Genomic DNA, 12,687 nt, shown 5'->3' on the forward strand with positions numbered 1-12,687 from the left:
GTTGTTCCTCTCTCTCCTGCTCGTCCTCGCTGGATGCGGAGGGGCAGCGCCGAGCGCCAAGTCGGCGTCGACCGCTTCGCCGCCGCCCGCCCAGCACGCCTTCGGCGGAGACGCCGATGCGCTGCCGAGCTCACCCGCCGGCTTTCCGGCCGCGGAGTCGGCTACCGGCGCCCAGCCTTCTCCCGCCGCGCCGCCGGCCAAGAGCGCCGACTCGCGGGCGTCGCGTGAGCCGGCGCCCGAGTCTCGGCCCGGTCTCGGCACCGAGTGGGGGGAGACCCGCAACTCGCGCGTGCACGACGTCACCTTCGTCCGCGACTCGAGCCGGCCCTTCGCCGTCGCGAGCATGAACTACAACGATCGTCGCGGCGTCGAGGCGCAGGCCAACCTCCATGGCTCGCGCGAGACGCGGCGGGACGTGCCCGCCGGCGGCGGCGCGGTGACGGTCGCGATCCGCGACGCGAACGGCAACAACCTCGAGGCCGTGCGCGCCGGCGACCGGACCTTCGTCGTCGGCCAGGCGGGCCAGCGCTACTCGATCGTCCTCACCAACCACACGAGCCACCGCTTCGAGTCGGTCGTCACCGTCGACGGGCTCGACGTCATCAACGGCAAGCCGGGCACCGCCGAGAACCGCGGCTACGTCCTCATGCCGTTCGCGACCCTCGAGATCGAAGGCTTCCGTCAGAGCATGAACGCCGTCGCCGCGTTCCGCTTCGCCGCGGTCGGCGAGTCGTACGCCGCCCAGATGGGGTCCGCGCGCAACGTCGGCGTCATCGGCGTCGCGTTCTTCTCGGAGCGCGGTGACTCCTTCGACCTCTCCGGCGAGGCCCGGCTCCGCGACAACGCGAGCCCGTTCCCGGCCGACCCGCGCTTCGCGAACCCGCCGCGCCGCTGAGCGCTGAGCCGCGGAGCGTCCGCGTCAGCTCCGGCGCTCCTCGAGGCTCGCGAGATCGACCTTCGGCCCGACGAAACGCCTCCGCACGAAGCCGAACCAGATCACCGCGAGCACCACGAGGACGCAGGCGAGCATCTCCGCCGCCACGAGGTTGGGCGGCAGCGAGCAGACGACCAGCACGAAGGCGCACCACGCCGTCGCGGCCCAGGCGACCGGGATCCCGAACCCACGCAAGTGGAAGGGACCCGGTCGTCGCCATTTGTGCCGGCTGCGCGCCACTGCGCCGAGCGCGATCGGGATCGCGTAGCTCACGTAGAGGCCCATCGTCGCCATCTTCGTCATCACGTCGAGGAGACCCGCGCTCGACGCGACGTGGGTGCCGAGGACGAGGAGGAACGGGAGCAGGGTGACCGCCACGATCGCGACGATCGGCGTGCGCGTCCGCGGATTCACGCGCGCGAGCACGCGCGAGCCGGGGAGGCCGCCGTCGCGCGCGAACGCGTAGACCGTGCGCGAGGCGCTGGTGACGCTGGAGAGGCCGCAGAACCACATCGCGGCGACGGCGAGGCTCATCGCGGCGCGCCCCGCCGCGCTGCCGAGTCCGGTCGTCATCGCGGCGAGGGGAGACGGATCGTTCGGGTCGATCGCGAGCGTGATCGCGGCGAGGAGGAGCCAGCCGAACACCGCGCTGACGCCGACGCTCGCGAGGATGCCCCACGGCGTGCGGCGCGCCGGATCGTGCGTCTCCTCCGCGAGGTGCGCGGACGCGTCGTAGCCGGTGAACGTGAACATGCTGAGCACGAGGCCGTTCCAGAAGCCGAGCGGCCCTACCGCGAGGTTCGTCGCGAAGAAGAACGAGACGGGCTGCGCGCGCGCGAACAGGAAGAGCGCGCCGACGATGACGACCACGCCGAGGATGTGCACCGTGGCGGAGAAGTCGTTGAGGAGCGCGACGAGCCGCACGCTGAACGCGTTGACGACGAGGTGAGACGCGAGGACGACGCCGAGGAGCGGGAGCGTCGCCTCCGGCACGCCGAGGACGGGCGCGAGCTCGGCGGCGCAGCCGAGGTCGATCGCGGCCACGATCGCGAGCTGGCCGGTGACGTTGATCGCGGCGGTGACCCACCCCGCGCCGGCGCCGCCGAGGAGCGCCGACCAGTGATAGAGCGCCCCCGCGGTGGGGAACGCGCTCGCGAGCTCCGCCATCGCGAGCGCCACCAGCATCGTGCCCGCCGCGACGAGCGGCCAGCCGATGCCGAAGCTCCCCGGCCCGCCGACCGCGAACGCGTCCTTGTACGCGACGATGCAGCCCGTCAGCACGCTGATGATGGAGAAGCTCACCGCGAAGCTCGAGAACCCGCCCATCCGGCGGATCAGCTCCTGCGCGTAGCCGAGCCGTCCGAGCTCGCCCTCGTCGCTCATGTCGCGCGTCCCAAGCAGCTCCAGATTAGCCCGCCGCCGCCCGCGTGAACGGACTACTATCCGGCGCGTGGCGAAGGACGACGACCTGCTTCCGAAGAAGAAGTCGGCGGCGAGCACCGGCAAAGGGAACTCGAGCGGCGACTCTCCGTCGCCGCAGATGATCCGGCTCATGAGGATCACCCGCACGATCGGGATCGTCCTCGGCGGGTTCGTCACCCTCGTCGGCATGATGTCCGTCGTCGGCTTCGCGACCGACAACTTCTGGGTCCGGCTCCTCGTCGCGGTCGTCGTCGTCGTCGGCTTCCCCGCGTTCGTCTCGGATCGGCTGTTCAAGCGCACCAAGCTCGGCGGGGGGGCGGCGATGGTCGTCGACGTCTTCGCGATCGTCCTCCTCGGCGTCGCGCTCCTCCTCGTCGCCGCCGACTTCGCGTCGAAGCCGCTCCTCGTCAGCGAGGGCGATCGCTACGCGCAGAGCGGCTCGCGCACGATGGCGCGCCTCGCGTACTTCCTCGGCGGCGTCAGCCCCGTGTTCCCGGAGGAGCGCCCCGCCGCGGCGCCAGCGACACCGAAGGCGTCGAAGTGAAGCACTACGCGACCTTCTTCCTGATCGCGGTGATGAGCCTCGGGCTCGTCTTCCTCCTCCTCACGCGCGATCGCACGAAGCACGACGCGCCCGCCGAGATCATCGAGGTGAAGGAGACGAAGAGCGAGGACGCGGGCGCCGACGCGGACAGCGCGGACGCCTCCGCCGTCCCGCTCGCGGCGGCCGACGCGGGCGTCGCCGCGATCGAAGCGAGCGTCGGCGACAAGCCGCTCCGCGTCGCGACGCTGGGCTGGGAGCTCGCCGCGCCGGGCGCGGGGATCCCCGCGCTGGAGCTCGCGCCCGAGAGCGAGCTGTCCGCGATCGAGGCGCGGCTCGCGCGCGGCGGCGGCGATCCGCAAGGCGCCGAGGTCGCGGTGCTGCCGTTGCCGTCGTTCGTCGCCTCGTACGAGCGGCTGCGCGCGCTCGAGCCGCGTGTGTTCCTCGTCGTCGGGTTCTCGCGCGGGCGCGAGCAGGTCCACGCGAATCCAGGCGCGCTCCTTCGCGTGCCGCCGGGCGCGGACGAGGTGAAGCTCGTCCGCGGCAACACCGAGTCGGCGACGGTGCTCGCGCTCTTCGCCGTCGATCTCCTCGGCGTCGCGCCGTCGCGTCTCCGCCTGGTCGGCGCGGAGACGCCGGAAGGGAAGGCGGCCGCGTTCGCGGGGGTCGGGACCACCGATCCGCGCAAGCTCGCGTTCTCCACCGTCGACGCGTCGCACTTCGTCCCGATCGTCGCGTTCGCGCCGAAGGCGGTGATCGACGCGCGCGAGGACGTGCTCCGCAGCTTCGCGAAGGGCTGGCTCGAAGGGCAGGGGAAGGTCGCGGCCGACGTCCCCGGCGTCGCGCGGAAGCTCGCGGCGAAGGACCCGTCGTTCGTGCTCGGGGCCGGGGTCGGCGGCGCGCCCGAGGCGCTCGTGCTGGTGGAGCGGCTCGGGCTCCTCGAGCGCACGACGCTGGAGGACGAGACGTCGATCCTCGGTCCGCTCGCGAAAGCGCCGGCGAACCTCGACGCCCTGATGACGAAGACGTGGCAGCTCGCGCGCGGCGGCGGCCTCACGACCACGGCCGCGCCGGAGCCGCTCCCGATCGACGCGCGCGTGATCACCGGGTTCGCCCCGGCGCCGAAGACGGAGACGCCCGCGCCGCCCCCGGAGGAAGACGCCGGCGCGGCGGCGTTCGGACCGCTCCCGGCCGGCGCGGTCCCGCTCGTCCTTTACCGCGCGACGGCCGGCGATGCTGACGCCGTCGCGACGCAGCTCCGGTTCCTCTCCGGCGTGTTCGATCGCGCCTACTTCAAGGTGACCGCGAAGGGCGGCGAGAAGGCGGCGAAGGCGATCGCCGAGGCCGCGCGCGACAAGGGCGTCCCGGCGACGCGCCTCGCCACCGCGGCGGGGGAGCCGGCCGGGGCGCTCGCCGCGGTCGAGGTCCTCGCGCCGCCGTGACGTGAGGCGTCACTTCTGCTGATCGAAGAAGGCCCAGACGCGCGCCTTCGCCTCCGGCCACAGCGCGTGGCCGAGGCCGGGGACCTTGCACGCGACGACGGGGTTCACGCAGCCCGAGTACGCCGCGCACGCGCCGTTCTTCGCGGGCGTCGCGCCGCAGCGGTTCGCGGCCGTCCAGTGCGTGACGCTCTTCTGGCCCTCCGCCGGCGCGACCGTGCCGTCCGCGGCGCCGTGGATGACGAGGCTCCCCACCGGCTTGCCGCTGCACACGAGCGCGCCCCTGTCGTCGTACTTCGCGTCGGGGCCGTTCTCGTACGGGCCGCCGCCGGAGTGCGTCGCGACGGCGCGCACGCGCTCGGCGCGGCGGCACGCGAGCTGGTTCGCCATGTACGCGCCGTTGCTGAAGCCGGCGATGAACACGCGATGGAGATCGACGCAGTAGTCGCTCTGGACGATCGCGAGCGTCGCGTCGAACAGCGCGACGTCGCCGTTCTTCGGGGTGGGGGAGTCGAGGTCCCAGCCGCCGCCGATGCCGTCGGGGTACACGAAGACCGCCTTCCCGCCGCTCGCGCCCTCGAGGTCGAACGACGAACGCGCCTGCGCGCCCGTGCCGCCATGACCATGAAGCACATAAATAAGCGGATGCGACGTGCCCGCCGCGTAGCCGGGCGGGACGACGAGCGTGTAGCTCCGGCTCTTGCCGAACACGTTCACCGTTCTCTTGAATGTGCCCTTCGGCGCGCTCCCCTTGCTGCACGCAGCGGCAGGAGCGGAGGTGGGCTCGGTCGCGGCCCCGGGCCAGCCCGCGGTGGAGCTCGGCGGGCGATCGCCGCACGCCACGAGCACGAGGAGCGCGAGGAGCGCGCGCTTCACGCGGCCCCGAGGTCGACGAGCACGCGCGTCTTCGCGGCGCGATCGTGGAGCGTGAGGCGGTCCTTCCGGAGCGCGAGGAACATCAGGACGATCCAGATCACCCAGAGCGCCGTGACGATCGCGCTCGTCTGACCTCCGCGCGGCGGCGTGCTCGGGCCGACGCCGTTGACCTGCATCGAGAGGACCGTGCCGCCGTGGTAGAGCACGAGATCGAGGACGGCGCCGGCGAGCGGAGCCCAGAGCTTCACGAGCCCGCGGACGAACGCGCGCGAGAACGTGGGCCGCCGCCCGAGCTCGTTGATGGTGTGGATCCCTACGAGGCGCTTCCCCCACGTCGCGCCCTTGCGCGACTCGAACCACGCGTAGACGGCGGCGGCCAGGAGCCAGACGAGGGGACGCGACTCTCCGCGCGGGAACGACCAGAGCAGGACGCTGTTCAAGATCGCGAACGGCGTGAGGTCGATGAGGAAGGCGCCGGCGCGCGAGAGGAAGGCGGCGGGGACGCGCTGGACGCGGATGTCGGCGATCGCGCGGCGGAGATCGGCGTAGGTCGGGAAGCGCTCGGCGGGCGTCTTCGCGAGCATGCGGAGGATGACCGCCTCGGTCGCCTCGCTGAGCTTGGGCTCGATGATGCGCGGCGCGATGACGGGGGCGCGCTCGTGCGCGGCGGCGACGCGGCTGTTCGTCGGTCCGCTGAACGGCCGCGTCCCGGTCACGACCTCGTAGAGCGTGACGCCGAGAGAGTAGATGTCGGCGCGATGGTCGATCTCGCCGCCTCCCGCGGTGAGCTCCGGCGCGATGTACGCGGGGGTCCCGACCGTGCCCTTCGTGTGCGTGACGATCCCGCTCTTGTCGACCGCTCGATGCGCCCCCGCCTCCTCGACCGGGATCGGCGCGCCGACGCCCTTCGCGAGACCGAAGTCGGCGAGGAGGACGCGCCCGGCGTTCTCGACGAGAACGTTGGAGGGCTTCACGTCGCGATGGATGAGGCCCTGACCGTGCGCCGACTCGAGCGCGGCGGCGACCGCGTCGACGATCTCGAGCGCGCGGGCCTCCGGCAGGCGCCCTTCGCGCTCGAGCTTCGCCGCGAGCGACTCGCCTTCGACGAGCTCCATCACGAGGTACGTGTGCCCCTCGTGCTCGCCGATGAAGTGGACCGGCACGACGTTGGGGTGACGGAGCTTCGCCTGCGCGCGCGCCTCGCGGACGAAGAGCGCGCGCGTGTGCTCGCTCTCGAAGAGCACCGTCTTCAGCGCGACGGGGCGCTCGAGGCTCAGGTCCCACGCGCGGTAGACCGCGCCCATGCCGCCGTAGCCGAGGAGCGCGTCGATCCGGAAGTGGCCGACGGTGCGGCCGAGCATCGAGTCGACCGTCGCCGGCGCGGTGTCCGCCATCGCCGGCGTTCTAGCCGATCTACTTCACGAGGGCGAGGCGCGGGCCGACGCCGAACGCCGCCATGTGGCCGCTCTCCTCCGCGACGTAGACGTCGCAGCGCTCGTCGACGCGGAGGAGATCCGGGATCGCGTCGCACGGCCCGATCTGGGCGAGGTGCGCGCCGTCGCTCGGGCGGAAGACGTGGACGTCGACGTGCGGGACGAAGAGGGCGCCGGAGCGGAGGACCGGCTCGAGGCGGCGCGGGACGTCCGAGTCCGCGGTGCGGCCGAAGACGTGGCGATAGCGCACCGCGCCGGTGGTCGCGTCGACGCCGACGAGCTCGCCGGTCGGGGTGTTGCCGACGAGGAGGTCGTCGACCGCGAGCCACGACGTGCCGACCGGCGCGACCGGCGCGTCGGTCTCGAAGAGCGGCGCGCCGCCCGCGCGCGCGAAGCCGGCGAGGCGGAGGCCGCGCCGCGCGCGGACCGCGACGCAGACGGAGGACGCGGCGAGGAGGGGAGGGCCCTCGACGCTGTTCGGGGTCGAGAGGAGACGCGCCGTCCAGAGGCTCTTGCCGGAGAACGGATCGATCGAGTGGAGCGCGGCCGCGCTGCTCGAGCCGCCCGCGATCGCGAAGAGCGACTCGTGGTCGACGGTGGGCTGCGCGACGAACCGGAGGCGATCGCGCATCCGCCACACCACCGCGCCGGTCTGCACGTCGATCGCGGTGAGCGCGCTGTCGCCGGAGGCGACGTAGAGGAGCTTGCCGGAGCGCTTCAGGCGCGGGGCGCCGGCGCGGCTGCTCGTCGTCCACGGGTAGCGCCAGCGCGCCTCGCCGCTCGTGAGGTCGATCGCGACGAGGTGGCGCTCGCCCTCCGTCACGATGAGGAGGCGGGGGAGCCCCTGCGCGCTGACGACCGCGCCGGCGGAGGGGCCGCTCACGCGCGGCGCGATCCAGGTGCGGAGCGTGACGTCGCCGGTCGCGAAGTCGTGGAGCGCGATCGCGCCGTCGGGGGCGACGCGGGCGATGCCGGCCGGCGTGACGACGCTCGCCGCGCGCGCGGTCGCCTTGCGCCACAAGAGCTCGCCCGTCATGCGATCGAGGCAGAAGGTCTCCGCCGCCGCGCCGATGACGAGGCGGTCGCCGCAGAGGAACGTCGAGCGGAGATCGATCCCGGGGACGAGCGCCTGCCAGCGCTGGGCGTAGCGGAGGCGCGCGGACGCGGAGAGCGGGGGGCCGGCGGGGACGTCGCTCGCGCGGCGGCTCTCGGCGAACGCGCGGTACGACTCCGGCGCGGGGTTGATCCGCGCGTCCTGACGCCGGACGTCGCGGAGCGCGCCCTCGGTCGCGCGGAGATCGCGCCGGAAGGCGGAGAGGCGCAGGTTCGAGCTCTGCGCGCGGTCACGGCGCACGATCGCGCGGACGAGCGCGCGACCGAACGCGAGGCCCGACTCGACGACGTCGAAGAGGCAGAGCTCGGGGAAGGTCGTCTGCCCGAAGCGCGAGCGCGCGCTCGGCGGTCCCTCGATCACGAGCTCGAGCTTCGCGTGCTCGGCGCCGCCCGGCATCAGCGTGAGCGCGGCGCGCGGGTTCTCCTCGGCGTTGGAGCGGAGGCCGAGCATGATGCCGCCGGCGTCGATGCGGGTGTAGAAGGGCTGCCCGCGCTCCCACGCGTCGAGGGCGCGGCGGGAGAGATCGAGGAGGCGCTCGGCGAAGAGGAAGGGGTAGCTCTCGCCGAGGTCGACGGAGCGGCCGCGGACCTCCGCGCGCATCGGACCGCGCACGAGGAGGGCGTGGAGGTCGGCCCGCTCGATCCCGCGCTCCGCGTTCGCCGCGCCGTTCCCGCGCAGCGCGAACTCGACCGCGAAGGAGAGGGGCGCGTTGGGCTCGACGTCGATCGCGACCGGCGGCGCGAGGGCGACGGAGACCTCCTCGTCGACCGCGAGCGGCTCCCCGAGCGGTTCGCGGACGAGGGCGAGCTCACGCGTGACCCCGTCCTCCGGGCTCCGCGCGAGGGCGGCGTCGATCGCGTCGACGACGCTCGCGCACATCTCCGCGAACACGACCGGGCGGTCGTAGACGAGGACGGTGGGCTCGGCGCCGCCGCGGTACACGCTGAGCGTCGCGCCGCGGCCGAGCCGCTCGACGCAGAGCTCCCACGCGTCGTCGTAGAAGCGGACGATGCGCTTGCCGCGCGGCTCGCGGGTGAGGTCGCCGAGCGCGACGGCGAGGTCGCGGAGCACGCACGAGGCGTGGCTCTCGGCGACGCGCGCGGTCACGTTCGCGCCGTGGATGAAGAGGTCCAGCACCTCGTTCGGACGGACGCGCTTGTGCGAGGCGGGGACCTGCGAGCGCGGAGCGATGCTCCCCGTCGCGGCGCCGACGTCGTCGCCGTTCCATGCGTTGGTGGTGTGCTGCGGTTCGACGAAGATCTCGAAGCTGCGCATTCTTGAACGTCACTGATGCTAAGAAGCGTGCGGCCTCGTTCGTAGTTTTCGGCATGGACTGCAGGAGAGTGGACACCCCAGGACGTGCTTGGTACGCGCTCGCCGGCGCCGCGGCCGCCCTCGTCCCGTCGATCGCGATGTGGGGGTTCACCGTCGACGACGCGCTCATCTCGATCCGCTACGCGCACCACCTCGTCACCGGCGCGGGTTGGTCCTTCAACGCGGGCGCGCCGGCGACCGACGGCGTCACGCCGCTCCCGTGGCCGTTCCTCCTCGCGCCGCTCGCGCGCACGCCCGACCTCCTCGCCGTCCTCACGCGCGCGAAGGTCCTCGGCGTCGTCGCCTGGACCGCCGGCGGCGCGGCCCTCGGCGCGAAGCTCGGCGCCGCCGAAGGTCCACACGCGCGCCGCGTTTCGCTGCTTGCGGTCCTCGCGCTCGCGTTCCCCGTCGGGGCCTGGGCCGCGGCCGGCATGGAGACCGGCCTCGCGACCACCCTCGCGACGCTTGCAGCATGCAACTTCGAGCGCCCGAACCGCGCCGGCCTCCTCGCCGGCCTCGCCGCCTCACTTCGCCCCGAGCTCACCCCATGGGCGCTCACGATCGCGGTAGGCGCAACGATCGCCCGCGCCGAGGCGCGGCGGCGCGCGCTCGCGCTCCCGGCGCTCTTCGCGTTCGCGCCGTTCGCGGTCTGCACGCTCGTGCGCGTCGTCGCGTTCGGGCGCGCGGCGCCTCTCGCGGTGCTCGCGAAGCCGAGCGACGCGGCGCACGGGGTCGTGTACGCCGTCGCGGCGGTCGTCGTCGCGCTGCTGCCCCTCCTCGTGCTCGCCCCGCTCGCGCTGCGGCGCGCGACGGCGCGGGCGCGCTCGCTCGTCGTCGCGCTCCTCGTGCACGCGCTCGTCCTCGTCGCGGTGGGCGGCGACTGGATGCCGTTCGCGCGGCTCATCGTCCCGATCGTGCCGGGCCTCGTGCTCGCGGCCGCGGACGTCGCCGCGGTCGCGCACCGCGCGGTCACGCTCGCCCGCCTCGCCGCGGCCGCGACCCTCGGCGTCTACCTCGCCGCGAACGCCGCCCCCGCCGGCCGGCACGTCGATCCCGATCGCCGCGTGCTCGTCGCGTCGGCGCGTCCCGTCCTCGCGTCGTCGAAGGTCGTCGCCGCGCTCGACGTCGGGTGGGTCGGCGCCGCGACGGAGGCCCGCGTCGTCGATCTCGCGGGGCTCACCGATCCGAGCGTCGCGGTGCTCCCCGGCGGACACACGTCGAAGGCGGTCGACGTCGCGATGCTGCTCGATCGCGACGTCGACACCGTCGTCCTCTACGCGCCGCCGCGCCACGTCGAGCAGCGCATCCTCCGCGCGCCGCTCTTCCGCGAGCGCTTCGCGCAGATCGCCGCGCTACCCCTTGGCAGCGCTGGGTATGCGGTGTTTCGCCGCCTGGATCGCGCCGGCGCGGACTGAGGTGAGCGCGACCTCAGGTGATCTGCGTAAGTACCTGGATTCATGGGATCGTTCTGCTGGTCTTACCTTTGCGTACATCCCGGCCATGCGACGGGCACTTTCCCTTTTTCCGCTGATCCTCCTCGCTTGCACCCAGGCTGTTCAGGAGGACGCGGCGGCGTCCTCGGAGCAGAGCGCGACGGCGGACTTCGCGCCGTATCCGACCGAGGTGCGTGCCGGCATGCGCCGCCTCGAGCCGTTCGAGCCGCTCGGCGCGAGCGTGATGGACCTCGGCGCAGCGGCGCGCGACCAGGGAAGCCTCGCCGCGTGCGCGAGCTTCTCCTTCCTCGGTCTCCTCGAGAACCAGCTGTTCAACGAGCGCGGGATCACGCCCGACCTCTCCGAGCGCTTCATGGTCTACTCGAACTACTTCCAGACGGGGACGCTCGGCGGCGATCCCGGCGTCATCGCGCGCTTCGCCGAGCTCACGGCGAAGATCGGCGTCCTCCCCGAGTCGGCGTACCCGTACTCCGCCGTCGCGAAGAACATGCATCGCTTCGAGAGCGACGCGGCGCAGGGCCTCGTCACGGACTCCGCCGGCGAGGTCATGCTCACCGACGCGATCGCGGGCACCGCCGACTCGACGAAGGAACGCAGCGACGTCGTCGCGGGCCCCAAGTACCTCGGGCAGCTCCCCGCCGGCCCGTACCCGGTCACGCTGCCGATGAAGGCGACGATCGCGCCGAACGCGCGCATCCCGGAGGTCGAGCTCGACGGCAAACACGCGTCGTGTTTCTCCGCGAACCCCGAAGCGGCGACGAACAAGCTCCAGGTCACGCCGCGCGAGGCCCTCGTGATGTGCTTCGACTTCGATCCGAACCGCTACTTCACGTGCAACTTCGACGCGGCCGCGGCGGGCGAGGCCGCCGACGCGGCCGCGACCGGCGATGACGAGTGCTCGCTCACCTCGTCCGCGATCGAGCACATGGTCGACGCCCAGCTCGCCGCGCACAAGAAGAGCCTCCAGCTCGCGCTCGGCCTCATGGACAAGGGCGACGCGGCGTTCCTCGCCCTCGCCGTCCCCGCGGCGCCGAACAACCGCGAGCCGGTCTGGATGACGACGGTGGAGATGGGCGCCGGCGGCGGCCACGCCGTCGTCGGCGTCGGCTACGTCACGGCGGAGGAGATCGACTCCGTCGCCGAGCAGTCGCGCGGCATCCTCGTGAACGGCGCCTTCGATCGCCTCGCGAAGTCGCTCGATCCGGACTACGGCCCGGTGCCGAGCGATCCGGCCGCGCAGCGCGACCTCCGACGGTCGAGCCTCCTCGGCCGCATCGTGCGCGCCGAGGGCGGCATCGTCCTCTTCCGGAACAGCTGGGGATCGGCGGTCGGCGTCGACGGAGACGGGACGCAGGCGATGACGTTCAACTTCTTCCTGCGGCAGGGCATGCTCGTGCAGGGTCGCACGCAGCCGCGCCTCGGCGGCGTCGCCTGGAACGGCAGCGCGTGCCCCGCCGCCACGAACCTGACGTACGGCGGCACGTGGCTCGAGACCGAGAGCCGCGCCCCGCTCCAGAAGTACTACCGCGAGAAGTTCCTCCCGCCGCAGTGCCGCTAGGACGGCGCGCGCTCGGCGACGCTGCGCTGCGCGACGAGCAGCTTGTTGCGTGCAGACTGCAACTGCTGCTTGAGCGCGTCGGTGTCGCGCGCGATGTCCTGCCAGTCGTCGGTCTCCGCCGCGGCGTGGACCTCGCTCGCCTCGGCGATGACGGCCTCGGTGCGACCGGCGACCTCCTCGAGCGACTTGAGCAGCTCCGCCGGCGTGCGCTCCGCGTCGCCGTCCATGACCGCGGCGACGGGGCCGTTGATGTCCTGCGCGCGCTGCCCGAGCGCCGCGACGCGCTCGAGGAGCGCCATCCGCGCCTCGAACCGCTCCTTGATCCGCGCGGTCCCCCGCGCCGTGAGCTCCATGCACGCCTGCTGCTTCGCCTGCGCCGCCTGCATCGCCTGCGCGAACGCGGGGAGCAGGAGCGCGAGCTCGCTCTGGTGCGCGGCGCACTCCTCGAGGACCTTGCGCGCGCGCTGGAGGGTCTTCTCGGAGGTGAGGGCGACCTTGTCGAGCTCGGCGGCGGTCTCTTCGTAGCGACGGAGCTCGCTCTCGAGCGCGGCGGCGGCCTGGGTGAGCGGGCCGCCGGGGTTCTTCGTGGATGCAGGCATCGT

At 73.2% G+C, this 12,687-nt stretch carries 10 protein-coding genes; 5 read left to right on the forward strand and 5 right to left on the reverse strand.

What is annotated here, in order from left to right; translation table 11 throughout:
- The first annotated feature begins 1 nt into the window (after window position 1).
- Window positions 2–895 carry a hypothetical protein gene (locus KF837_22120; GenBank protein MBX3230034.1) on the forward strand — a complete coding sequence of 298 codons (894 nt, stop codon included), beginning with the start codon at window positions 2–4 and terminating at the stop codon, window positions 893–895.
- 24 nt (window positions 896–919) lie between these two features.
- Here the strand turns inward: KF837_22120 and KF837_22125 are convergent, their stop codons facing one another.
- Window positions 920–2,260, reverse strand: coding sequence for an amino acid permease (locus KF837_22125; GenBank protein MBX3230035.1), 1,341 nt, complete (start codon window positions 2,258–2,260; stop codon window positions 920–922).
- Between the two features lie 124 nt (window positions 2,261–2,384).
- Here KF837_22125 and KF837_22130 point away from each other — a divergent pair, with 124 nt between their 5' ends.
- Together KF837_22130 and KF837_22135 are read left to right on the forward strand one after the other, a co-directional pair.
- A complete protein-coding gene (locus KF837_22130) occupies window positions 2,385–2,900 on the forward strand; it encodes a hypothetical protein (GenBank protein ID MBX3230036.1) in 516 nt (171 codons plus the stop codon).
- Window positions 2,897–4,339 (forward strand): hypothetical protein, encoded by a 1,443-nt coding sequence (locus KF837_22135; GenBank protein MBX3230037.1) that lies wholly within the window; start codon window positions 2,897–2,899, stop codon window positions 4,337–4,339. Before KF837_22130 ends, KF837_22135 begins: the two co-directional genes overlap by 4 nt.
- 9 nt (window positions 4,340–4,348) lie before the next feature.
- On the opposite strand, the gene KF837_22140 is transcribed toward KF837_22135, so the two are convergent.
- From KF837_22140 to KF837_22150, 3 genes are read right to left on the reverse strand one after another with little or no spacing between them, the layout of a single operon-like run.
- Window positions 4,349–5,212 carry a hypothetical protein gene (locus tag KF837_22140; GenBank protein MBX3230038.1) on the reverse strand — a complete coding sequence of 288 codons (864 nt, stop codon included), beginning with the start codon at window positions 5,210–5,212 and terminating at the stop codon, window positions 4,349–4,351.
- A complete protein-coding gene (locus KF837_22145) occupies window positions 5,209–6,606 on the reverse strand; it encodes a protein kinase (GenBank protein MBX3230039.1) in 1,398 nt (465 codons plus the stop codon). Before KF837_22145 ends, KF837_22140 begins: the two co-directional genes overlap by 4 nt.
- 19 nt (window positions 6,607–6,625) lie before the next feature.
- Window positions 6,626–9,034 (reverse strand): PQQ-like beta-propeller repeat protein, encoded by a 2,409-nt coding sequence (locus tag KF837_22150; protein ID MBX3230040.1) that lies wholly within the window; start codon window positions 9,032–9,034, stop codon window positions 6,626–6,628.
- A gap of 53 nt (window positions 9,035–9,087) precedes the next feature.
- Here KF837_22150 and KF837_22155 point away from each other — a divergent pair, with 53 nt between their 5' ends.
- Together KF837_22155 and KF837_22160 are read left to right on the forward strand one after the other, a co-directional pair.
- Window positions 9,088–10,488 (forward strand): hypothetical protein, encoded by a 1,401-nt coding sequence (locus KF837_22155; protein ID MBX3230041.1) that lies wholly within the window; start codon window positions 9,088–9,090, stop codon window positions 10,486–10,488.
- 85 nt (window positions 10,489–10,573) lie between these two features.
- Window positions 10,574–12,085 carry a hypothetical protein gene (locus KF837_22160; protein MBX3230042.1) on the forward strand — a complete coding sequence of 504 codons (1,512 nt, stop codon included), beginning with the start codon at window positions 10,574–10,576 and terminating at the stop codon, window positions 12,083–12,085.
- Here KF837_22160 and KF837_22165 read toward each other — a convergent pair.
- Complete coding sequence (locus KF837_22165) at window positions 12,082–12,684, reverse strand: hypothetical protein (GenBank protein MBX3230043.1); 603 nt, start codon at window positions 12,682–12,684, stop codon at window positions 12,082–12,084. The two genes, KF837_22160 and KF837_22165, sit on opposite strands and share 4 nt — an antisense overlap.
- Between the last annotated feature and the right edge of the window lie 3 nt (window positions 12,685–12,687).

The organism is Labilithrix sp. (assembly GCA_019637155.1).
Taxonomy (GTDB): domain Bacteria; phylum Myxococcota_A; class Polyangia; order Polyangiales; family Polyangiaceae; genus Labilithrix.